This is a genomic window from Salmonella sp. GDC200615, from assembly GCF_050574145.1.
GTDB lineage: Bacteria > Pseudomonadota > Gammaproteobacteria > Enterobacterales > Enterobacteriaceae > Salmonella > Salmonella enterica.
In genome coordinates this window covers 4,196,080-4,217,280 of sequence record NZ_CP192247.1, presented here as the reverse complement: position 1 = coordinate 4,217,280, position 21,201 = coordinate 4,196,080, and the positions used below count along the sequence as shown (strand labels likewise).

The following is a 21,201-nucleotide window of genomic DNA, read 5'->3' as shown; positions in this document are numbered from 1 at the left end:
TTCTTCAGGTATACTCGCCGGTCCCCTGGAAGGGATATCTGGAAGCCGTAACGAAGTCCTAATTTTGACTTTATGCGGCTAAAAAGTAAAACGAATGCCAGCTTTCGCTAACCCTGTCAGTTAATATTCTGTAATTATGTCGAACCCATGGTTAAATTCAGCGCCATGGTTACCTCAACAAGGCAATACGAAGGATGAATCAATGGGTCAGTCTGCGGCCAATTTAGTCGATATGCGCGACGTCAGCTTTTCCCGTGGCGAACGCTGCATTTTCGATAATATTTCCCTGACGGTGCCGCGCGGGAAGATCACGGCGATCATGGGGCCGTCGGGCATCGGTAAAACCACGCTGTTGCGCCTGATTGGCGGACAGATCCCGCCGGATAAGGGCGAGATCTTATTTGATGGCGAGAATGTGCCGGCCATGTCCCGTTCGCGGCTCTACACCGTCCGCAAACGTATGAGTATGCTGTTTCAGTCGGGAGCGCTGTTTACCGACATGAACGTGTTTGACAATGTGGCCTATCCGCTACGGGAGCACACCAATTTACCCGCGCCGCTGCTAAAAAGCGTCGTGATGATGAAACTGGAAGCTGTCGGGCTGCGCGGCGCGGCAAAACTGATGCCTTCCGAGCTCTCCGGTGGGATGGCGCGCCGCGCCGCGTTGGCGCGCGCCATCGCTCTGGAACCGGATCTCATCATGTTCGATGAGCCGTTTGTCGGCCAGGACCCGATTACCATGGGCGTTCTGGTGAAGCTGATTTCAGAATTGAACAGCGCGCTGGGCGTGACCTGCGTGGTGGTCTCGCATGATGTGCCAGAGGTGCTCAGTATTGCTGATCACGCCTGGATCATGGCGGACAAAAAAATCGTCGCTCACGGTAGCGCTCAGGCGTTGCAGGAGAATACGGACCCGCGCGTGCGTCAGTTCCTTGACGGCATTGCCGACGGGCCGGTTCCGTTCCGCTATCCGGCGGGCGACTATCACCTTGATTTACTCGATACAGGGAGTTAAGCCACTCATGCTGTTAAATGCGCTGGCAGCACTCGGACACAGCGGGATCAAAACCGTCAGGACGTTCGGGCGCGCCGGGTTAATGTTATTCAATGCGATTATCGGTAAGCCGGAGTTTCGCAAACATGCGCCGCTGCTGGTGCGCCAGCTTTATAATGTGGGCGTCTTGTCGATGCTTATCATTATTGTCTCCGGCGTATTCATCGGTATGGTGCTGGGGCTGCAAGGCTATCTGGTTCTGACCACTTACAGCGCGGAGACCAGTCTTGGCATGTTAGTGGCGCTTTCGCTGCTGCGCGAGCTGGGGCCGGTGGTCGCGGCGTTGCTGTTTGCCGGGCGGGCCGGGTCGGCGTTGACGGCGGAAATCGGCCTGATGCGGGCGACGGAGCAGCTCTCCAGTATGGAGATGATGGCGGTCGATCCATTGCGCCGGGTGATTTCGCCGCGCTTTTGGGCGGGCGTGATTTCGTTGCCGCTACTGACCATTATCTTTGTGGCGGTCGGTATCTGGGGCGGCTCGCTGGTCGGCGTAAGCTGGAAAGGAATCGACGCCGGGTTCTTCTGGTCCGCGATGCAGAATGCCGTCGACTGGCGTATGGACCTGGTGAACTGTCTGATAAAGAGCGTGGTGTTCGCCATTACGGTAACATGGATTGCGTTATTCAACGGTTATGACGCAATACCAACTTCTGCCGGGATTAGCCGGGCAACGACGCGTACCGTGGTTCACGCATCGTTGGCCGTTCTGGGGCTGGATTTTGTGCTGACCGCACTGATGTTTGGGAATTGAGTTCATGCAAACGAAAAAAAATGAAATTTGGGTAGGCGTTTTTTTGCTGGTAGCGTTGCTGGCGGCGCTGTTTGTTTGCCTGAAGGCGGCAAATGTGACCTCTATGCGCACGGAGCCGACCTATAAGGTTTATGCGACCTTCGATAACATCGGCGGTCTGAAAGTGCGTTCCCCGGTACGCATCGGCGGGGTGGTTGTCGGGCGGGTTGAAGATATCTCGCTTGATCCGAAAACATACCTGCCGCGCGTAACGCTCGACATCGAAGAGCGTTATAACCATATTCCCGATACCAGCTCGTTGAGTATTCGTACTTCCGGGCTGCTGGGGGAGCAATATCTGGCATTAAACGTCGGTTTTGAAGATCCTGAGCTGGGAACGTCTATCCTCAAAGATGGGAGTACGATTCAGGACACCAAGTCTGCAATGGTGCTGGAAGATATGATTGGCCAGTTCCTTTATAACAGCAAAGGCGACGACAATAAGAATTCTGGCGATGCGCCAGCCGCAACGGAAGGCCATACTGAAGCCACAACGCCCGCGGGCGAAACGAAATAATCTCAGGAGAATTGAGGCATGTTTAAACGACTGATGATGGTGGCCCTGCTGGTCATTGCGCCATTAAGCGCAGCAACGGCAGCGGATCAGAGCAATCCTTATAAACTGATGAACGAGGCGGCGCAGAAAACGTTTGATCGCCTGAAAAACGAACAGCCGAAAATTCGTGCCAATCCGGATTACCTGCGAGACGTTGTTGATCAGGAACTTCTGCCGTACGTGCAGGTAAAATATGCCGGCGCGCTGGTGTTGGGCCGCTACTACAAAGAGGCGACCCCGGCGCAGCGTGAAGCCTATTTTGCCGCGTTTCGCGAATACCTGAAACAGGCATACGGTCAGGCGCTGGCGATGTACCACGGTCAGACTTACCAGATAGCGCCTGAGCAACCGCTGGGCGATGCGACCATTGTGCCTATCCGTGTAACGATTATCGATCCCAACGGTCGTCCGCCGGTACGCCTGGATTTCCAGTGGCGCAAAAACACTCAGACCGGCAACTGGCAGGCGTATGACATGATTGCGGAAGGCGTCAGCATGATCACCACCAAGCAAAATGAGTGGAGCGATCTGCTGCGTACTAAAGGCATCGACGGCCTGACCGCACAACTGAAATCTATCTCTCAACAGAAAATTACTTTGGACGAGAAACAGTAATGACGCCGCAACTCACCTGGACGCGTGAGGCGGACACTCTGGTGCTGGCGGGAGAGCTGGATCAGGACGTGTTGGCGCCGCTATGGGACGCGCGCGTAGAAGCGATGACTGGCGTTACCCGTATCGACCTGAGCCAGATCTCCAGGGTGGATACGGGGGGACTGGCGCTGTTGGCGCACCTTGTGAACCAGGCAAAAAAGCAGGGCAATGCCGTGTCGCTGTCTGGCGTTAACGACAAGGTTTACGCGCTGGCGCAATTATATAACTTGCCCGAAGACGTACTTCCCCGTATGTAATGAATGCCGGATGGTTTATCCGGCCTACACTTCGCATGATCCCCGTAGGCCGGATAAGTTGCGTTAGCAGCACCATCCGGCACTTTTACCGCGCTGATTTATCAGCGTAATCTTTTGCTTATTTAAGACGGCGCGACTTTGCTCTAAGATGTTGGGCTGTTTTCACTATTTGACGAATAAAGAACCCATGGAAAATCATGAAATTCAGAGTGTGCTGATGAATGCCCTCTCCCTCCAGGAAGTCCACGTCTCCGGCGATGGCAGTCACTTTCAGGTTATTGCCGTGGGCGAGATGTTTGACGGCATGAGCCGGGTCAAGAAACAGCAAACGGTCTATGGGCCGCTAATGGAGTACATTGCGGACAACCGTATCCATGCCGTATCGATCAAAGCATATACCCCGGCGGAATGGGCGCGCGATCGTAAACTTAACGGATTTTAAGCTACGGGTAACCTGCCGGTAGCGGAGATGAATGCTTAACTGAGAATACAATAATGGATAAATTTCGTGTACAGGGGCCAACGACGCTCCAGGGCGAAGTCACAATTTCCGGCGCCAAAAACGCCGCGCTGCCGATCCTGTTCGCCGCTCTGCTGGCAGAAGAACCGGTAGAGATCCAAAACGTTCCAAAACTGAAAGACGTGGATACGTCGATGAAGCTCCTGAGCCAATTAGGCGCGAAAGTGGAACGCAATGGATCGGTACACATTGACGCCAGCCAGGTGAACGTGTTCTGCGCGCCTTATGATCTGGTTAAGACCATGCGCGCCTCGATATGGGCGCTGGGGCCGCTAGTTGCCCGTTTTGGTCAGGGACAAGTCTCTCTGCCGGGGGGCTGTACTATCGGCGCGCGTCCGGTTGATTTGCATATTACCGGTCTGGAACAACTGGGTGCGACCATCAAGCTGGAAGAGGGCTACGTAAAGGCCTCCGTAGAAGGACGTCTTAAAGGGGCGCATATCGTGATGGATAAGGTCAGCGTCGGCGCGACCGTCACCATTATGTGCGCCGCCACGCTGGCGGAAGGGACGACCATCATTGAAAACGCCGCGCGCGAGCCGGAAATTGTCGACACCGCTAACTTCCTGGTTACGCTGGGGGCGAAGATCGCCGGGCAGGGCACCGATCGTATTACGATCGAGGGCGTAGAGCGTCTGGGCGGCGGCGTTTATCGTGTGCTGCCGGATCGTATCGAAACGGGGACTTTCCTGGTGGCGGCAGCGATCTCTCGCGGCAAAATCCTCTGCCGTAACGCGCAACCGGACACTCTGGACGCAGTACTGGCGAAACTGCGCGATGCTGGCGCGGATATCGAAGTGGGCGAGGACTGGATTAGTCTGGACATGCACGGCAAACGACCGAAGGCGGTCAATGTCCGTACCGCGCCGCACCCGGCATTCCCGACCGATATGCAGGCGCAGTTCACGTTGCTGAACCTGGTGGCGGAAGGGACGGGCTTTATCACTGAAACTGTCTTTGAAAACCGTTTTATGCACGTGCCTGAACTCAGCCGCATGGGCGCGCGTGCGGAAATTGAAAGCAATACCGTCATATGCCATGGCATAGAAACGCTCTCTGGCGCCCAGGTTATGGCGACAGATCTGCGGGCATCTGCGAGCCTGGTGCTGGCGGGCTGTATTGCGGAAGGCACGACGATTGTGGATCGCATTTATCACATCGATCGCGGTTATGAGCGCATCGAAGACAAACTGCGCGCGCTAGGCGCGAATATTGAACGCGTGAAAGGCGAATAACCTTCTGTACGCTGAATAACCCCCGCGAACGCGATTGCGGGGGGTATTTTACAGGCGCTTACTCTACATTCTGTTTGTCTTTATTACGCGCTCTCATAAGCCGCGTTCTGTCGATAAACTCATGCGTGCGCGGATCGTGATAACGCGATGGCCAAATAACCCAGGATTCCGTTCCCAATGCTTTCGCGATAATCAACTCTCCTTTCGGCCACGGGCGCGTTAATGCATTGGCCAGCGTGGATGAACTCAATCCATTCCGACGTGACTCAGCGGCCATTGAAGTCCCTTTTTTACGTAGTCCGGCAATGATATCGGCCGGATGCCAGTCAATAAGCTTGCTTTCCATACATCCATCACTCCTTAGGTTAATCACTTACGGTTTTAACAACCCGACGACGTTCGATACTATAACGCTTCGTGAAGGAATGTTCTAAAAAGTTCATGTAAGTGGCGGCAATATTCAGAATATGCCAGGGGAAGTCCTGGATGAGTATGTGAAAAACAGGCGATAGGGTATCTGGAGTTTATTAGAACTTAATGGGGTATCCCGCGCAGTACGCGGGATAAGAGAACGGCATTAACGATCGCGCTGCACCGCGATGTGTGCGAGACCGATTAGCGCCTCACACCATGGGGTATCCGGCAATATCTGCAACGCGGATATCGCTTTGTCGGCTTCTTCTTCCGCTCGCTGACGCGTCCATTCCAGCGAACCGCAGGTGGTCATCGCTTCCAGAACCGGTTCCAGAAGATGACGGCCATTGCCTTGTTCAATAGCGGTACGGATCATCGCTGACTGTTCTGGCGTACCGTGGCGCATGGCGTGAAGCAACGGTAAGGTAGGTTTGCCCTCATTGAGGTCATCACCCACATTTTTACCGAGATGCTCGCCGTCGGCACTGTAATCCAGCAGATCGTCAATGAGCTGGAAAGCCGTACCAAGGTAGCGGCCATAGTCCTGCAACCCTTTCTCTTGCTCAGGCGTACAACCGGCAAGAATACCGGAGCACTGGGCGGCGGCTTCGAACAGACGGGCCGTTTTACTGTAAATCACCCGCATGTAATTTTCTTCGGTAATGTCCGGGTCATTCACGTTCATCAATTGCAGCACTTCACCTTCTGCAATCACGTTGACCGCTTCCGACATCACTTCCAGCACTTTTAACGAGCCGAGGCTGGTCATCATCTGGAAGGCGCGGGTATAGATAAAGTCGCCGACCAACACGCTGGCGGCATTACCGAAAGCGGCATTTGCCGTCGCTTTGCCGCGACGCATATCAGATTCATCCACCACATCATCATGTAGCAGCGTCGCCGTGTGGATAAACTCGATCAGAGCGGCGATAGTCACGTGCGCGTTACCCTGATAACCCACCGCGCGTGCGGCAAGAACGGCAATCATCGGACGAATGCGTTTTCCGCCGCCGCTAATAATGTAATATCCTAGCTGATTAATCAGTTGAACGTCGGAATTAAGCTGTTCAAGGATTGTCGCATTGACACCCGCCATATCTTGCGCGGTTAACTCGTTGATTTTTTCTAAATTCATCGCAAAAGCCGGGCTTATCGCCCCGATTATCCCATGTCTGAATGAGGTAACGTAGGGTTTATGGTTAGAAATATACCCTGATTGTACTGAAAAAACGCCGCAGATAAACGTTACCGTATGCGTTGTGTTTTTTTTCTTCATGTATTGATGGTAGCACTTGTCAAAGCCGTGCAATTTGCGTAATATTCGCGCCCTATTGTGAATATTTATAGCGCGCTCTGAATCATTGAAAGGTGTGCGCGGAAGCGGAGTTTTTTATGTACGCGGTTTTCCAAAGTGGTGGTAAACAACACCGAGTAAGCGAAGGTCAGACCGTTCGCCTGGAAAAGCTGGACATCGCAACTGGCGAAACTATCGAGTTCGCTGAAGTTCTGATGATCGCAAACGGTGAAGAAGTCAAAATCGGCGTTCCTTTCGTTGATGGCGGCGTAATCAAAGCTGAAGTTGTTGCCCACGGTCGTGGCGAGAAAGTTAAAATCGTTAAGTTTCGTCGCCGTAAACACTACCGTAAGCAGCAGGGCCATCGTCAGTGGTTCACTGATGTGAAAATTACCGGCATCAGCGCTTAAGATTAGGGGAGCAGATTAAATGGCACATAAAAAGGCTGGCGGCTCGACTCGTAACGGTCGCGATTCTGAAGCTAAACGTCTGGGCGTAAAACGCTTTGGCGGTGAAGCAGTTCTGGCAGGCAGCATCATCGTTCGTCAACGTGGTACTAAATTCCACGCTGGCACCAACGTTGGTTGCGGTCGTGACCACACTCTGTTTGCTAAAGCAGACGGTAAAGTGAAATTCGAAGTTAAAGGCCCGAAAAACCGTAAATACATCAGCATCGTTGCTGAGTAAGTTTTTTGTGGTCCGGTAACGGATGAAAGCCCCGCACCTGTTGCGGGGCTTTTTACATTCGATGGCCGACTAAAATATACCCGTGTGGCTGTGCGAATGCCGTTAACGGGTCTTTGCAGGGAACACGGCATGAAGCAGCAGGCAGGCATTGGCATTCTTTTAGCGCTCACTACCGCGATGTGCTGGGGAGCGTTGCCAATAGCAATGAAGCAAGTGCTGGAGGTGATGGAGCCTTCAACCATTGTCTTCTACCGCTTCTTAATGGCCAGCATTGGCCTCGGGGCGATACTGGCAGTAAAAAGAAAGCTGCCGCCGCTGCGTATTTTTCGTAAGCCGCGTTGGTTGGTGTTATTGGCGATAGCGACCTGCGGACTGTTCGGTAATTTCATTTTGTTCAGTTCTTCCCTGCAATATTTAAGCCCAACCGCGTCGCAGGTTATCGGCCAGCTCTCGCCGGTTGGCATGATGGTCGCCAGCGTCTTTATTCTGAAAGAAAAGATGCGCGGTACGCAGGTGATTGGCGCGCTGATGTTATTGAGCGGGCTGGTGATGTTTTTTAACACCAGTCTGATCGAGATTTTTACCCGACTGACCGACTACACCTGGGGCGTTATTTTTGGCGTAGGTGCGGCGATGGTGTGGGTGAGCTATGGCGTGGCGCAAAAAGTATTATTGCGACGTCTGGCCTCGCAGCAGATCCTGTTTTTACTGTACACTTTATGTACGATAGCGCTCTTGCCGCTGGCAAAACCGATGGTGATAGCGCAACTGAGCGACTGGCAGCTCGCCTGTTTGATTTTCTGCGGGCTAAATACGCTGGTAGGATATGGCGCCCTGGCGGAAGCGATGGCGCGTTGGCAGGCGGCGCAGGTGAGCGCGATAATCACGCTTACACCGCTATTTACCCTGCTGTTTTCAGATCTTTTATCTATGGCCTGGCCCGATTTCTTCGCCAGACCGATGTTAAACCTTTTAGGTTATCTCGGTGCGTTTGTCGTGGTTGCGGGCGCGATGTATTCCGCCATTGGTCATCGTATTTGGGGCGGTTTACGCAAGCATGAAACGGTGGTTTCGCAACCCCGCTCAGGCGAATGATTTACGGAGAATAAAATGAAGTTTGTTGATGAAGCATCGATTCTGGTCGTTGCAGGCGATGGCGGTAATGGCTGTGTGAGCTTTCGCCGCGAAAAATATATCCCGAAAGGCGGCCCGGACGGCGGTGATGGCGGCGACGGCGGCGACGTCTGGATGGAAGCCGATGAAAACCTGAATACGCTGATCGATTACCGCTTTGAAAAATCGTTCCGCGCTGAACGTGGTCAGAATGGCGCGAGCCGCGACTGTACCGGTAAACGCGGTAAAGACGTGACCATCAAAGTGCCGGTCGGTACGCGCGTTATCGACCAGGGAACCGGTGAAACGATGGGCGACATGACCAAACACGGTCAGCGTCTGTTGGTCGCGAAGGGCGGCTGGCATGGGCTAGGCAATACCCGTTTTAAATCCTCGGTTAACCGTACGCCGCGCCAGAAAACCAATGGTACGCCGGGCGATAAGCGCGACCTGCTGCTGGAACTGATGCTGCTGGCGGATGTCGGGATGCTGGGGATGCCAAACGCCGGTAAATCAACGTTCATTCGCGCGGTATCGGCAGCAAAACCGAAAGTCGCGGACTATCCGTTTACCACGCTGGTGCCGAGCCTGGGCGTGGTACGTATGGACAGCGAAAAGAGTTTTGTGGTGGCCGACATTCCGGGGTTGATCGAAGGCGCGGCGGAAGGCGCGGGCCTGGGGATTCGCTTCCTGAAGCACCTCGAACGTTGCCGCGTACTGCTGCACCTCATTGATATCGATCCGATCGACGGTTCCGATCCGGTGGAAAACGCCCGTATCATTATTGGCGAACTGGAAAAATACAGCCAGGATCTGGCGGCTAAACCGCGCTGGTTAGTGTTCAACAAGATCGATCTGATGGATAAAACCGAAGCGGAAGAGAAAGCGAAAGCGATCGCCGAAGCGTTGGGCTGGGAAGGGAAATACTATCTGATTTCCGCCGCCAGTCAGCTAGGGGTGAAAGATCTCTGCTGGGATGTGATGACCTTTATCATCGAGAATCCGATCGCGCAGGCTGAAGAAGCAAAACAGCCGGAAAAAGTCGAGTTCATGTGGGACGATTATCATCGCCAGCAGTTGGTTGAAGTGGAAGAAGACGCAGACGATGACTGGGATGACGACTGGGATGAAGACGACGAAGAAGGCGTCTAATTCATCTACAAACGTTAATCTCGTAGCCGGATGGCGCTAAAGCTTATCCGGCCTACAAAAGCCAACGGGCCGCATTTGCGGCCCATTTTATTATGTTCGTTGTAGGCCGGATAAGACGCGTTAGCGCCGCCATCCGGCAATAATGCACTCAGTTAGTCTGATAAATATCCTTATACAACCGACTCTCGAAGCGTACCAGCGGGATTCGGCGATTACGCTGATCGGCAGGTGGAACCGCGTAGCCGGACAAATACTGTACAAATGCCATCCGTTGTCCGCTTGCGGTGGTAATAAAGCCCGCCAGATTATACACGCCCTGCAGTGATCCGGTTTTCGCCGAAACCTTACCGTCTACGCCCGCCTGATGCAGCCCGGCGCGGTATTGTAATGAACCATCATAGCCCGCCAGCGGCAGCATAGAGATAAAGTTCAGCTCGTTATCGTGTTGGGCGATATATTGCAGCACCTGCATCATCGTGGCGGGAGCGATCAGATTATGGCGAGAAAGACCGGAACCGTCGGCAATAATGGTATTGCCGATATCAATTCCCGCCTGTTGGCGTAGGATCTGGCGAACGGCATCCGATCCCGCCCGCCAGGTGCCAGGCACGTTAAACCTGACATGACCAATCATCCGAAAAACAGTATCGGCGATCATGTTGTCTGACTTTTTCAGCATAATCTTAAGCAGATCGTGCAGTGGCGCCGACTGTTTACTGGCGACGATCGTTCCGGGCTCGTTAACCTGCGTCTGGCGCAGCAGCGTGCCGCGGTAAGTTATCCCGGCCTCTTTCAGTTCCTGCTTGAGGATCGCGCCCGCGTAGCTGGCGCCGTCCTGAATAGCAAAGGCCAGCGGCAGCGGGTCGGCGCGCTGTGGTAAACAGCCGGTAAGCGTATAACGGTTCAAATCGCCAGGCACAACATCCAGCTCGCAATACTGCGCGTCTGCCGAACCGCGCGGTAGAGTCCGTACCTGGCTGAACATCGTTACCGGATAATAAGAAGCCACGCGAATAAAGGCTAAATCGTTTGGTTTTTGCGCGCTATAAAGCGACACAGAAAAACAGTTGCGGTCAACAATGGCGGCGGCGGGAGGCGCGCTGAAACACTGCGTCAGGTCGTTCCACGGCCAGCCTGGCGCTTTATCGTGGCTGGCGAAAATCGACGTGTCGATAAGCACATTGCCGTCGATTTGCGTGACGCCGGACTTTTTCAGCGTCGCGACCATATTGCGAATATCCTGACGTTTTAGCGTTGGATCGCCACCAAAGCGCGCAATTACGTCACCTTTCAGGATGCCGTTATCGACGTTGCCTTTAGTCTCCAGCGTGGTCGTAAAACGGAAATCCGGGCCGAGTTGAATCAGCGCCGCCAGCGCGGTAATCACCTTTTGGGTACTGGCGGGAAGCGCCATCTGCTGACTATGATAATCAATAGCCGGCGCGGGCGCGCCAATCTTTTGCACCATCAGCGCGAGGTTGGCGCCGGCCGGAAGCTGTTTGATGTATTCGTCAATATTCGCGGCCTGAACGCTGAACGCTATACTGGTGGTCAATCCGATGATAAATCTGGAAAATCGCATAATCTCGCGCTAACACCCTGGAAACAAGCCGTCATACTACGGCGCAACGCCCTAAAAAGTAAACGATGACCCATAGGGAACTCCAGGGTAAAATGGTTATCAAAGAGGAAATTGTAGCTGACCTGGGACTGCGCGCCCGGGGTGGTGTTTTTTTGCTTCTGACCCTGGTATGGCATATGCCGGGGCTGGCTTAGCAGCCGGGGTAGAGTTCATTGCCCCCTACAGGAATGTTCAAGAGGTATAACAAATGCAAGCTATTCCGATGACCTTACGCGGAGCCGAAAAACTGCGCGAAGAGCTGGATTTTCTGAAATCTGTGCGCCGTCCTGAAATCATCGCCGCTATCGCCGAAGCGCGCGAACATGGCGATTTAAAAGAAAACGCGGAGTATCATGCTGCACGCGAACAGCAGGGTTTCTGCGAAGGGCGCATTAAAGATATCGAAGCAAAACTGTCGAATGCGCAGGTGATTGATGTCACTAAAATGCCGAACAATGGCCGCGTGATTTTCGGCGCTACCGTCACGGTGCTGAACCTGGACACCGACGAAGAGCAGACCTACCGCATTGTTGGCGATGATGAGGCGGATTTTAAGCAAAATCTCATTTCGGTAAACTCGCCAATCGCTCGCGGCCTGATCGGCAAAGAGCAGGATGACGTCGTGGTGATCAAAACGCCTGGCGGCGATGTGGAATACGAAGTGCTTAAAGTGGAATACCTTTAAGTAGTACTCAATACGCAAATTGTTGGTGTATTGTAAAGAAAGGAAAAAGGCCGCATAGCGGCCTTTTATCAACGGAGAGAGCGTGGCATTTTGCTCTCCTGCTCGTGGAAAACCCCTCGTTTTACACAGATTTTGTGTTCGACTTTAGGATATCCTTAACGCGGCAGCGAGATTTTACGCTCTTTAGTTGGGCGATACAGCACCAGCGTTTTACCGATGACCTGTACGTTACAGGCGCCGGTTTCGCGCACGATAGCGTCCACGATCAAGGTTTTTGTTTCGCGATCTTCCGAGGCGATTTTCACCTTGATAAGTTCATGGTGCTCTAACGCTTGTTCAATCTCGGCCAGTACCCCTTCGGTCAAACCATTATTGCCAAGCATAACAACAGGCTTGAGCGGATGTGCCAGACCTTTTAGGTGCTGTTTTTGTTTAGTACTCAGATTCATCGTATATTTTTGCTTACGTTGGGATTGAAAACGGGTCATTCTACCGCCATCTCCCTTATATCGCCAAATAGGCGTGTAGAAATTTACGCCATTGGCTACGATGAACTGCCCCGACGGGAAAGTTAAATGACAGGTAAAAAGCGTTCTGCCAGCTCAAGCCGCTGGCTTCAGGAACACTTTAGCGATAAATATGTTCAACAGGCGCAGAAAAAGGGGCTACGCTCCCGTGCCTGGTTTAAACTTGATGAAATACAGCAAAGTGACAAACTTTTTAAGCCGGGAATGACGGTAGTCGATCTCGGCGCTGCGCCAGGAGGCTGGTCACAGTATGTGGTCACGCAGATTGGCGGCAAAGGCCGCATCATCGCTTGTGATCTTTTACCTATGGATCCTATCGTTGGTGTGGACTTTCTTCAGGGCGATTTTCGTGATGAACTTGTCATGAAAGCGTTACTGGAACGCGTGGGTGACAGTAAAGTACAAGTTGTCATGTCGGATATGGCACCAAACATGAGCGGAACACCGGCGGTGGATATCCCCCGCGCCATGTATCTGGTGGAGCTGGCGTTAGAGATGTGCCGCGATGTGCTGGCGCCAGGCGGAAGTTTTGTAGTGAAGGTGTTCCAGGGCGAAGGTTTCGATGAGTATCTAAGGGAAATTCGCTCCCTGTTTACGAAGGTTAAAGTTCGTAAGCCGGACTCTTCGCGTGCGCGTTCGCGTGAAGTGTACATTGTAGCGACCGGGCGAAAGTGATAACCGGCAGATTTCAGACGTAAGGTTTGAAAGAAACTGGATATAGAGTATCCTGACGCTGTTTTTAACACAGTTGTAATAAGAGGTTAATCCCTTGAGTGACATGGCGAAAAACCTAATACTCTGGCTGGTCATTGCCGTTGTGCTGATGTCAGTATTCCAGAGCTTTGGGCCCAGCGAGTCTAATGGCCGTAAGGTGGATTACTCTACCTTCCTGCAAGAGGTCAATCAGGACCAGGTTCGCGAAGCGCGTATCAACGGACGTGAGATCAACGTTACCAAGAAAGATAGTAACCGTTACACGACTTACATTCCGATTAATGATCCGAAGCTGCTTGATAACCTGCTGACTAAAAACGTCAAGGTTGTTGGCGAACCACCTGAAGAGCCAAGCCTGCTGGCTTCTATCTTCATTTCCTGGTTCCCGATGCTGTTGCTGATCGGCGTCTGGATCTTCTTCATGCGTCAGATGCAGGGCGGCGGTGGCAAAGGCGCCATGTCGTTCGGTAAGAGCAAGGCGCGTATGCTGACGGAAGATCAGATCAAAACCACGTTTGCTGACGTCGCGGGTTGTGACGAAGCGAAAGAAGAAGTGGCGGAACTGGTTGAATACCTGCGTGAACCGAGCCGTTTCCAGAAGCTGGGCGGTAAAATTCCGAAAGGCGTCCTGATGGTCGGCCCGCCGGGTACCGGTAAAACCCTGCTGGCAAAAGCCATTGCGGGTGAAGCGAAGGTGCCATTCTTTACGATTTCCGGTTCTGACTTTGTGGAAATGTTCGTCGGTGTCGGCGCGTCTCGAGTGCGTGACATGTTCGAACAGGCCAAGAAAGCGGCGCCGTGCATTATCTTCATCGATGAAATCGACGCCGTAGGCCGCCAGCGTGGCGCAGGTCTGGGCGGTGGTCACGATGAGCGTGAGCAGACGTTGAACCAGATGCTGGTTGAGATGGACGGCTTCGAAGGTAACGAAGGTATCATCGTTATCGCGGCAACCAACCGTCCGGACGTTCTGGACCCGGCGCTGCTGCGTCCAGGTCGTTTTGACCGTCAGGTGGTGGTAGGCCTGCCGGATGTTCGCGGTCGTGAGCAGATTCTGAAGGTGCATATGCGTCGCGTACCGTTAGCGACGGATATTGATGCGGCGATCATTGCGCGCGGTACGCCGGGCTTCTCCGGTGCTGACCTCGCGAACCTGGTGAACGAAGCGGCGCTGTTTGCGGCTCGTGGTAACAAGCGCGTTGTGTCGATGGTTGAGTTCGAGAAAGCGAAAGACAAAATCATGATGGGCGCCGAACGTCGCTCCATGGTGATGACGGAAGCGCAGAAAGAGTCGACCGCGTACCACGAAGCGGGCCACGCGATTATCGGTCGCCTGGTGCCGGAACACGATCCGGTGCACAAAGTGACGATTATCCCGCGCGGTCGTGCGCTGGGCGTGACCTTCTTCCTGCCTGAAGGCGACGCGATCAGCGCCAGCCGTCAGAAGCTGGAAAGCCAAATCAGCACGCTGTACGGTGGCCGTCTGGCGGAAGAGATTATCTACGGCGTTGAGCATGTTTCTACCGGCGCGTCGAACGACATTAAAGTCGCGACTAACCTGGCGCGTAACATGGTCACCCAGTGGGGCTTCTCGGAGAAACTCGGTCCGTTGCTGTATGCGGAAGAAGAGGGCGAAGTATTCCTCGGCCGTAGCGTCGCAAAAGCGAAACATATGTCTGATGAAACTGCGCGTATCATCGACCAGGAAGTGAAAGCGCTGATTGAACGTAACTACAATCGCGCTCGTCAGATCCTGACTGACAATATGGATATTCTGCACGCGATGAAAGATGCGCTGATGAAATATGAAACCATCGATGCGCCGCAGATTGATGACCTGATGGCGCGTCGTGAAGTGCGTCCGCCTGCGGGCTGGGAAGATCCAAACGGCACCAATAACTCTGACAGCAATGGTACGCCTCAGGCGCCGCGTCCGGTTGATGAACCACGCACGCCGAACCCGGGCAACACGATGTCAGAGCAGCTGGGCGATAAATAAACGTTTGTTGTACAACATTATGTTTAGCGCTCACCGAAACCCTGGGGCTTGCCCCGGGGTTTTTCTTTTTTTAACTCACCACAAATAAAACAGGGATTTTGACCATGAAACTCTTCGCTCAGGGCGCCACGCTCGATCTCACTCATCCGCATGTTATGGGTATCCTGAACGTAACGCCGGATTCGTTCTCCGACGGCGGCGCGCATAACACGCTGATTGAGGCGGTGAAACATGCGAATTTAATGGTGAATGCCGGTGCGACAATTATTGATGTGGGGGGGGGAATCAACGCGACCAGGCGCGGCGGAAGTGAGCGTGGAAGAAGAGCTGGATCGCGTTATTCCGGTACTGGAAGCAATCGCGCAACGTTTTGAAGTGTGGATTTCTGTGGATACCTCTAAACCCGAGGTGATCCGTGAAGCGACAAGGGCGGGCGCGCATATTATCAATGATGTCCGTTCGCTCTCCGAGCCCGGCGCGTTGGAAGCGGCAGCGGAAACCGGCTTGCCGGTCAGTCTTATGCACATGCAGGGCAACCCCAAAACCATGCAGGAGGCGCCGAAATATGACGATGTCTTTGCCGAGGTGAATCGCTACTTTATTGAGCAAATAGCACGTTGTGAGAAGGCCGGCATCGCAAAAGAGAAATTGTTGCTCGACCCCGGATTCGGTTTCGGTAAAAATCTCTCTCACAATTATACCTTACTGGCGCGACTGGGTGAGTTTCATCATTTTAACCTGCCGCTGCTGGTGGGCATGTCACGTAAAACGATGGTTGGTCAGTTACTTAACGTGGGACCATCAGACCGTCTGAACGGCAGCCTTGCGTGCGCGGTAATTGCCGCGATGCAGGGCGCGCAGATCATTCGCGTCCATGACGTCAAAGAAACCGTAGAGGCGATGCGGGTGGTAGAAGCCACTCTGTCTGCAAAGGGAAACAAACGCTATGAGTAATCGTAAATATTTCGGTACCGATGGGATTCGCGGACGTGTAGGCAATGTCCCCATTACACCTGATTTCGTGCTTAAACTGGGTTGGGCTGCCGGAAAAGTGCTGGCGCGTCATGGCTCGCGTAAAATCATTATCGGTAAAGATACGCGTATTTCCGGCTATATGCTGGAGTCCGCGCTGGAGGCGGGCCTTGCCGCTGCGGGGCTGTCGGCCTCGTTTACCGGACCTATGCCAACGCCAGCCGTCGCCTATTTGACGCGGACTTTCCGCGCGGAGGCGGGTATCGTTATCTCGGCTTCGCATAACCCGTTCTATGATAACGGCATTAAATTCTTCTCTATCGACGGTACGAAACTGCCTGACGATGTGGAAGAAGCCATAGAAGCCGAAATGGAAAAAGAGATCACCTGCGTAGACTCCGCCGAGCTGGGGAAAGCGAGCCGCATCGTCGATGCCGCCGGACGCTATATTGAGTTCTGTAAAGGCACCTTCCCGAACGAACTGAGCCTCAATGGCCTGAAAGTGGTTGTGGATTGCGCCAACGGCGCTACCTACCATATCGCACCGAATGTGCTGCGCGAGCTGGGCGCGACAGTTATCGCCATCGGCTGTGAGCCAAACGGCGTCAACATTAACGAAGAAGTGGGCGCGACCGACGTGCGCGCGTTGCAGGCGCGCGTGTTGGCGGAGAAGGCGGACCTCGGCATCGCGCTTGACGGCGACGGCGACCGGGTCATCATGGTTGACCATGAAGGCAATAAAGTCGATGGCGATCAGATTATGTATATCATCGCGCGCGAAGGGCTGCGCCAGGGGCAACTGCGCGGCGGCGCGGTGGGGACGCTGATGAGCAATATGGGGCTGGAGCTGGCGCTCAAGCAGCTTGGCATTCCGTTTGCCCGGGCGAAAGTGGGCGACCGCTACGTGCTGGAAAAATTGCAGGAAAAAGGCTGGCGCATCGGCGCGGAAAACTCTGGTCACGTTATTCTGTTGGATAAAACGACCACTGGCGACGGTATTGTAGCGGGGCTACAAGTTCTGGCGGCGATGGTGCGTAATCATATGAGTCTGCATGATCTGTGCAGCGGTATGAAAATGTTCCCGCAGATTCTGGTTAACGTGCGTTACACCGCCGGTAGCGGCGATCCGCTGGAAAATGAAGCGGTGAAAGCGGTAACGGCGGACGTAGAAGCCACGCTCGGCAATCGTGGGCGGGTACTGCTACGTAAATCCGGTACCGAACCGTTGATTCGCGTGATGGTGGAAGGCGAGGATGAAGCGCAGGTTACGGCATTCGCCCATCGTATCGCGGATGCGGTAAAAGCCGTTTAAGCGTTTAAGTGACTAAAAAGGCGGCGGTTGCCGCCTTACGGCCCGCAAAAAACAACGCTTTTGCTGTTTTTTTCCGCAGTTGATACAATGCGCTTAAATTGCCCTTGCGAAGGTCATTCGCTTTGGTTAGTATTCACACCCGCTTCAGTGGGAAACAGTAAAAATCCCGCTTTATTGGTAGAAGCATTGGTACGCGGCAACTCCGCAAGGAACAGGTTGATTATGTACGAAGCTCTTTTAGTTGTTTTCCTTATTGTGGCAATTGGCCTTGTAGGTCTGATCATGCTGCAGCAAGGTAAAGGCGCTGATATGGGAGCCTCCTTCGGAGCAGGCGCTTCCGCTACGCTATTTGGTTCAAGTGGTTCTGGTAACTTCATGACCCGAATGACGGCGGTATTGGCGACGCTGTTCTTCATCATCAGTCTGGTGTTGGGTAATATCAATAGCAACAAAACCAATAAAGGAAGCGAGTGGGAAAATCTGAGCGCGCCGGCGAAGACCGAGCAGACTCAACCTGCTGCACCGGCCCAGCCGACCAGCGATATCCCGCGCTAATAGCAGTATCCGTGCCGAGGTGGTGGAATTGGTAGACACGCTACCTTGAGGTGGTAGTGCCCAATAGGGCTTACGGGTTCAAGTCCCGTCCTCGGTACCAATATTCCAGGAAAAAGACGCTGAAAAGCGTCTTTTTTTCGTCTGTTGAAAACGGAGGCCCTTTACTAACTTAGGGCCGCCTCAGTTATCTTCCTATGTGTAAGGCGCTTTCATCCAACTCGAAATCTGTAATTTCAAGTTTTTCCATAATTACAGGGAGAACTTGGTGAATGATTCGCATACCAGTCAGTATTTCATTCATGTAGATATCTGGGTGGATTCGTGATTTATTTAAATCTAAGCTTTCAGCCTCAGCTGCAACACTCAGATCATCTGCACTATCGTAAACCATCTGGAGGAGCTCTGCTCGTAATGGAATTCCTGCACGGAATGCCAGAAGTTTGAGTTGGCTTAACCAGTTTTCATAATCCTTCTCAACTTCATAACGGAATTGTCGAAAATTCGGTGCTGTTGCTGAATCAATCTCAATTTTGCAAGCTGCAAGCGACATCAAAGAATACATAATATTGATGGCATCAGTTGAATAGATATCCAACCCTTCATCTTGTATTAATTCATCAACATAAGCAGCATAAAAGCCATAGACATCATTCAGCGAGTTATAGATTTTTTCAATAATTGAACTGTGAGGGTTATTGCTGATGGAGATCCCATAGATCTTCAGTTTCTTCATCATCTGTATTCTCATAGTTGATATCTAATTCAACAGGGAAAGATTTTGGAGCGGATAACCCCATTTTTTCCAATGTATCAATCGTTTCTTCACATAAGAACCCTTCTTCGTCGAGTAGAGGTGTTGTGACGTAGCCGGTTTCTGCTCTGTCATGTACTCTATCAGCAATAAAATGCATCAGACGATCCCATTTTTCTGCATTACTGACGGAGCCTGCCCACTCAACAAGCAGTGGAGAATACTCGCCTATGTTGGTGATTTTTCTGAATTTCTTTTCCATATCATCAGATATATGTTCACCTTTTTTCCACTTGCTAATTTGAGTGGAGGAAACCCCTAGCTTTCCAGCAAGTTCTTTTTGGCTGCATTTAAGGATATCTAAGGCTAGGCGTACAAAGTGCTCACTGTTCATTTTTCTACCTTTTTAGTAAATAAAACCGTTAATTAAGTGAATTTATTATTGATTTTATTTTAGTAAATTTCAATTTAGTTTTACTTAAAAATTATGTGAGCCTAAGCTGGCAATAAAAAAGGCCGCTTTCGCGGCCTGTTGCATCAACGACGCGGGCTTATTTGCCTTTGTTTTCCAGATTCTCAACCTGCGGCAGACCGGTCGCGGAAGAGGCGGTTAACAGACCTGCTTTCGCGTAGCCGAACAGTTTCTCGCGGGTATCGGTAATGTCCAGATTACGCATGGTCAACTGACCGATACGATCGTCCGGTGAGAATACGGACTCGCCTTTCTCCATGGTCAGACGCTCAGCCTTATAGGTCAGGTTGTCGGACACGGTGTTCAGGATGGAGTAGTCGTTGCCGCGACGCAGCTCCAACGTCACTTCACCGGTAATCTGGCTGGCGACCCAACGTTGCAGGCCGTCACGCAGCATCAGCGCCTGCGAGTCGAACCAGCGGCCCTGATACAGCAGTTTACCCAGCTGACGACCATGAGAATGATACTGTTCAATGGTGTCTTCGTTGTGAATACCGGTCAACAGACGCTCGTAAGCGATGTGCAGCAGCGCCATTCCGGGGGCTTCATAAATACCGCGGCTTTTTGCTTCAATGATGCGGTTTTCAATTTGGTCGCTCATGCCCAGGCCGTGACGGCCGCCGATGCGGTTTGCTTCCAGCATCATCTCAACATCATCGCTGAAGGTTTTACCGTTCAGGGCAACAGGGTGACCCTGTTCGAAGCGGACGGTCACCTCTTCTGCCGGGATCTTCACGCTCTCGTCCCAGAACTTCACGCCCATAATCGGGTTGACGATCTTGACGCTGGAGTTAAGAAACTCCAGATCTTTCGCTTCATGCGTGGCGCCGAGCATGTTGGAGTCGGTGGAGTAGGCTTTTTCAACGGACATTTTATAGTCGAAACCGCAGGCAATCATAAATTCAGACATCTCATGGCGACCACCCAGCTCATCGATAAAGTCGGTATCCAGCCACGGTTTGTAAATCTGTAATTCAGCATTCGTCAGCAGGCCGTAACGATAGAAACGTTCAATATCGTTGCCTTTATAGGTACTGCCGTCGCCCCAGATATTCACGCCGTCTTCTTTCATCGCGGCGACCAGCATCGTGCCGGTTACGGCACGGCCCAGAGGCGTGGTATTGAAATAGGTCAGTCCGCCAGTCGTATTATGGAAAGCGCCGCACTGAATCGCTGCGATCCCTTCTGCAACCAACTGCTTGCGGCAATCAATCAGGCGAGCATTCTCTGCGCCATACTCCATTGCGCGACGAGGAATGGCGTCATAGTCATCCTCATCCGGTTGTCCCAGATTCGCAGTATAAGCATATGGGACAGCTCCTTTTTGTCGCATCCACAGCAGCGCGGCGCTGGTGTCCAGACCGCCGGAAAAAGCGATACCAATACGTTGACCTGCTGGAAGATGCTTAAGAATCGTCGTCATAGAATAGAACCCTGCTTGATTGACTGATAATGAGATCGGTTTCTGCTTTAGTGCATTTTTATGCAAAATAACTGAGTTTTCATTTAATCATCTTTTAGCAGAGACAGGAAGCGTTTAGTGAAGGTTTACTGAAATAACGTTGTGAAATGCGTGTATAAGCCGGAGAGGTGGGATGAGTATAACGAAGAGTGATATTCATTCATCTGCATATTGGGAATAGGGTTGACATAACTCATGCCTGGTCACTATACTGTGCGCAGATTTTACGTCCCGTCCTCGGTACCAAATCCCAGCAGTATTTGCAAATTTTGCCCAAAACGAGTAGAATTTGCCACGTTTCAGGCGCGGGGGGGAGCAGCCTGGTAGCTCGTCGGGCTCATAACCCGAAGGTCGTCGGTTCAAATCCGGCCCCCGCAACCACTTTCCCTTAGAGTTCTTTTTCAA

The 21,201-nt window shown here is 52.6% G+C and carries 21 protein-coding genes, 2 tRNA genes and 2 pseudogenes; 19 read left to right on the top strand and 6 right to left on the bottom strand.

Annotated features, from left to right (window positions below; translation table 11 throughout):
* Positions 1 to 202 precede the first annotated feature (202 nt).
* The 7 genes from mlaF (at position 203) to murA (ending at position 5,066) form a co-directional block, all read left to right on the top strand.
* On the top strand, positions 203 to 1,015 hold the full coding sequence (gene mlaF / locus ACQ29O_RS20455; RefSeq protein ID WP_000531565.1) for a phospholipid ABC transporter ATP-binding protein MlaF: 813 nt from the start codon (positions 203 to 205) through the stop codon (positions 1,013 to 1,015).
* A gap of 7 nt (positions 1,016 to 1,022) precedes the next feature.
* Positions 1,023 to 1,805 carry a lipid asymmetry maintenance ABC transporter permease subunit MlaE gene (gene mlaE, locus ACQ29O_RS20450; RefSeq protein ID WP_000925786.1) on the top strand — a complete coding sequence of 261 codons (783 nt, stop codon included), beginning with the start codon at positions 1,023 to 1,025 and terminating at the stop codon, positions 1,803 to 1,805.
* Between the two features lie 4 nt (positions 1,806 to 1,809).
* Complete coding sequence (gene mlaD, locus ACQ29O_RS20445; RefSeq protein ID WP_001193591.1) at positions 1,810 to 2,361, top strand: outer membrane lipid asymmetry maintenance protein MlaD; 552 nt, start codon at positions 1,810 to 1,812, stop codon at positions 2,359 to 2,361.
* An 18-nt stretch (positions 2,362 to 2,379) separates the two neighbouring features.
* Positions 2,380 to 3,015 (top strand): phospholipid-binding protein MlaC, encoded by a 636-nt coding sequence (gene mlaC, locus ACQ29O_RS20440; RefSeq protein ID WP_000476475.1) that lies wholly within the window; start codon positions 2,380 to 2,382, stop codon positions 3,013 to 3,015.
* Positions 3,015 to 3,311, top strand: a complete 297-nt coding sequence (mlaB, locus tag ACQ29O_RS20435) for a lipid asymmetry maintenance protein MlaB (RefSeq protein WP_000188844.1) — start codon at positions 3,015 to 3,017, stop codon at positions 3,309 to 3,311. The genes mlaC and mlaB overlap by 1 nt, the downstream gene beginning before the upstream one ends.
* Positions 3,312 to 3,498: 187 nt before the next feature.
* A complete protein-coding gene (ibaG, locus tag ACQ29O_RS20430; protein WP_001518349.1) occupies positions 3,499 to 3,753 on the top strand; it encodes a BolA family iron metabolism protein IbaG in 255 nt (84 codons plus the stop codon).
* A 53-nt stretch (positions 3,754 to 3,806) separates the two neighbouring features.
* Positions 3,807 to 5,066, top strand: coding sequence for a UDP-N-acetylglucosamine 1-carboxyvinyltransferase (murA, locus tag ACQ29O_RS20425; protein WP_000357287.1), 1,260 nt, complete (start codon positions 3,807 to 3,809; stop codon positions 5,064 to 5,066).
* A gap of 58 nt (positions 5,067 to 5,124) precedes the next feature.
* Here murA and sfsB read toward each other — a convergent pair whose 3' ends face one another.
* Positions 5,125 to 5,412, bottom strand: coding sequence for a DNA-binding transcriptional regulator SfsB (gene sfsB / locus ACQ29O_RS20420; RefSeq protein WP_000444169.1), 288 nt, complete (start codon positions 5,410 to 5,412; stop codon positions 5,125 to 5,127).
* Positions 5,413 to 5,643: 231 nt separating this feature from the next.
* Entirely contained in the window at positions 5,644 to 6,615 is a 972-nt protein-coding gene (gene ispB / locus ACQ29O_RS20415) for an octaprenyl diphosphate synthase (protein ID WP_001047352.1), read from the bottom strand.
* 257 nt (positions 6,616 to 6,872) lie between these two features.
* Between ispB and rplU the strand changes: the two genes are divergently transcribed.
* From rplU to cgtA, 4 genes are all read left to right on the top strand, one after another.
* Positions 6,873 to 7,184, top strand: a complete 312-nt coding sequence (gene rplU, locus ACQ29O_RS20410) for a 50S ribosomal protein L21 (RefSeq protein WP_000271396.1) — start codon at positions 6,873 to 6,875, stop codon at positions 7,182 to 7,184.
* A 19-nt stretch (positions 7,185 to 7,203) separates the two neighbouring features.
* On the top strand, positions 7,204 to 7,461 hold the full coding sequence (gene rpmA, locus ACQ29O_RS20405; protein ID WP_000940593.1) for a 50S ribosomal protein L27: 258 nt from the start codon (positions 7,204 to 7,206) through the stop codon (positions 7,459 to 7,461).
* Between the two features lie 129 nt (positions 7,462 to 7,590).
* Positions 7,591 to 8,556, top strand: coding sequence for a DMT family transporter (locus ACQ29O_RS20400; protein WP_000813052.1), 966 nt, complete (start codon positions 7,591 to 7,593; stop codon positions 8,554 to 8,556).
* 15 nt (positions 8,557 to 8,571) lie between these two features.
* A complete protein-coding gene (gene cgtA, locus ACQ29O_RS20395; protein ID WP_045161821.1) occupies positions 8,572 to 9,726 on the top strand; it encodes an Obg family GTPase CgtA in 1,155 nt (384 codons plus the stop codon).
* A gap of 148 nt (positions 9,727 to 9,874) precedes the next feature.
* On the opposite strand, the gene dacB is transcribed toward cgtA, so the two are convergent.
* Positions 9,875 to 11,308, bottom strand: coding sequence for a serine-type D-Ala-D-Ala carboxypeptidase (dacB, locus tag ACQ29O_RS20390; protein WP_001212681.1), 1,434 nt, complete (start codon positions 11,306 to 11,308; stop codon positions 9,875 to 9,877).
* A 247-nt stretch (positions 11,309 to 11,555) separates the two neighbouring features.
* On the opposite strand from dacB, the gene greA reads away from it, so the two are divergent.
* On the top strand, positions 11,556 to 12,032 hold the full coding sequence (gene greA, locus ACQ29O_RS20385; protein ID WP_001148008.1) for a transcription elongation factor GreA: 477 nt from the start codon (positions 11,556 to 11,558) through the stop codon (positions 12,030 to 12,032).
* Between the two features lie 155 nt (positions 12,033 to 12,187).
* On the opposite strand, the gene yhbY is transcribed toward greA, so the two are convergent.
* Positions 12,188 to 12,481: a ribosome assembly RNA-binding protein YhbY gene (gene yhbY / locus ACQ29O_RS20380; protein WP_001592995.1), complete on the bottom strand. Its 294-nt coding sequence runs from the start codon at positions 12,479 to 12,481 to the stop codon at positions 12,188 to 12,190.
* Between the two features lie 126 nt (positions 12,482 to 12,607).
* On the opposite strand from yhbY, the gene rlmE reads away from it, so the two are divergent.
* The 6 genes and pseudogenes from rlmE (at position 12,608) to ACQ29O_RS20350 (ending at position 18,211) form a co-directional block, all read left to right on the top strand.
* Complete coding sequence (gene rlmE, locus ACQ29O_RS20375; protein WP_000145974.1) at positions 12,608 to 13,234, top strand: 23S rRNA (uridine(2552)-2'-O)-methyltransferase RlmE; 627 nt, start codon at positions 12,608 to 12,610, stop codon at positions 13,232 to 13,234.
* A gap of 103 nt (positions 13,235 to 13,337) precedes the next feature.
* Positions 13,338 to 15,272: an ATP-dependent zinc metalloprotease FtsH gene (ftsH, locus tag ACQ29O_RS20370; RefSeq protein ID WP_001107481.1), complete on the top strand. Its 1,935-nt coding sequence runs from the start codon at positions 13,338 to 13,340 to the stop codon at positions 15,270 to 15,272.
* 104 nt (positions 15,273 to 15,376) lie between these two features.
* Positions 15,377 to 16,226: pseudogene (folP, locus tag ACQ29O_RS20365) on the top strand (dihydropteroate synthase).
* On the top strand, positions 16,219 to 17,556 hold the full coding sequence (glmM, locus tag ACQ29O_RS20360) for a phosphoglucosamine mutase (RefSeq protein ID WP_020937195.1): 1,338 nt from the start codon (positions 16,219 to 16,221) through the stop codon (positions 17,554 to 17,556). The pseudogene folP and the gene glmM overlap by 8 nt, the downstream one beginning before the upstream one ends.
* Positions 17,557 to 17,778: 222 nt before the next feature.
* Positions 17,779 to 18,111, top strand: a complete 333-nt coding sequence (secG, locus tag ACQ29O_RS20355; RefSeq protein WP_000272680.1) for a preprotein translocase subunit SecG — start codon at positions 17,779 to 17,781, stop codon at positions 18,109 to 18,111.
* A gap of 13 nt (positions 18,112 to 18,124) precedes the next feature.
* Positions 18,125 to 18,211 (top strand) — tRNA-Leu (locus ACQ29O_RS20350).
* Between the two features lie 84 nt (positions 18,212 to 18,295).
* On the opposite strand, the pseudogene ACQ29O_RS20345 reads toward ACQ29O_RS20350, so the two are convergent.
* Positions 18,296 to 19,256: pseudogene (locus ACQ29O_RS20345) on the bottom strand (helix-turn-helix domain-containing protein).
* Between the two features lie 157 nt (positions 19,257 to 19,413).
* A complete protein-coding gene (argG, locus tag ACQ29O_RS20340; protein WP_000207646.1) occupies positions 19,414 to 20,757 on the bottom strand; it encodes an argininosuccinate synthase in 1,344 nt (447 codons plus the stop codon).
* 343 nt (positions 20,758 to 21,100) lie between these two features.
* Here argG and ACQ29O_RS20335 point away from each other — a divergent pair.
* A tRNA-Met gene (locus ACQ29O_RS20335) sits at positions 21,101 to 21,177 on the top strand.
* Positions 21,178 to 21,201: the final 24 nt, after the last annotated feature.

Bases quoted from the DNA above. Each gene is read 5' to 3' on its own strand.
- mlaD (WP_001193591.1), top strand. From the start codon at position 1,810: ATGCAAACGAAAAAAAATGAAATTTGGGTAGGCGTTTTTTTGCTGGTA.
- ibaG (WP_001518349.1), top strand. From the start codon at position 3,499: ATGGAAAATCATGAAATTCAGAGTGTGCTGATGAATGCCCTCTCCCTC.
- sfsB (WP_000444169.1), bottom strand. From the start codon at position 5,412: ATGGAAAGCAAGCTTATTGACTGGCATCCGGCCGATATCATTGCCGGA.
- mlaF (WP_000531565.1), top strand. From the start codon at position 203: ATGGGTCAGTCTGCGGCCAATTTAGTCGATATGCGCGACGTCAGCTTT.
- ftsH (WP_001107481.1), top strand. From the start codon at position 13,338: ATGGCGAAAAACCTAATACTCTGGCTGGTCATTGCCGTTGTGCTGATG.
- mlaC (WP_000476475.1), top strand. From the start codon at position 2,380: ATGTTTAAACGACTGATGATGGTGGCCCTGCTGGTCATTGCGCCATTA.
- argG (WP_000207646.1), bottom strand. From the start codon at position 20,757: ATGACGACGATTCTTAAGCATCTTCCAGCAGGTCAACGTATTGGTATC.
- cgtA (WP_045161821.1), top strand. From the start codon at position 8,572: ATGAAGTTTGTTGATGAAGCATCGATTCTGGTCGTTGCAGGCGATGGC.
- ispB (WP_001047352.1), bottom strand. From the start codon at position 6,615: ATGAATTTAGAAAAAATCAACGAGTTAACCGCGCAAGATATGGCGGGT.
- secG (WP_000272680.1), top strand. From the start codon at position 17,779: ATGTACGAAGCTCTTTTAGTTGTTTTCCTTATTGTGGCAATTGGCCTT.
- yhbY (WP_001592995.1), bottom strand. From the start codon at position 12,481: ATGAATCTGAGTACTAAACAAAAACAGCACCTAAAAGGTCTGGCACAT.
- rlmE (WP_000145974.1), top strand. From the start codon at position 12,608: ATGACAGGTAAAAAGCGTTCTGCCAGCTCAAGCCGCTGGCTTCAGGAA.
- greA (WP_001148008.1), top strand. From the start codon at position 11,556: ATGCAAGCTATTCCGATGACCTTACGCGGAGCCGAAAAACTGCGCGAA.
- dacB (WP_001212681.1), bottom strand. From the start codon at position 11,308: ATGCGATTTTCCAGATTTATCATCGGATTGACCACCAGTATAGCGTTC.
- ACQ29O_RS20400 (WP_000813052.1), top strand. From the start codon at position 7,591: ATGAAGCAGCAGGCAGGCATTGGCATTCTTTTAGCGCTCACTACCGCG.
- rplU (WP_000271396.1), top strand. From the start codon at position 6,873: ATGTACGCGGTTTTCCAAAGTGGTGGTAAACAACACCGAGTAAGCGAA.
- glmM (WP_020937195.1), top strand. From the start codon at position 16,219: ATGAGTAATCGTAAATATTTCGGTACCGATGGGATTCGCGGACGTGTA.
- rpmA (WP_000940593.1), top strand. From the start codon at position 7,204: ATGGCACATAAAAAGGCTGGCGGCTCGACTCGTAACGGTCGCGATTCT.
- mlaE (WP_000925786.1), top strand. From the start codon at position 1,023: ATGCTGTTAAATGCGCTGGCAGCACTCGGACACAGCGGGATCAAAACC.
- murA (WP_000357287.1), top strand. From the start codon at position 3,807: ATGGATAAATTTCGTGTACAGGGGCCAACGACGCTCCAGGGCGAAGTC.
- mlaB (WP_000188844.1), top strand. From the start codon at position 3,015: ATGACGCCGCAACTCACCTGGACGCGTGAGGCGGACACTCTGGTGCTG.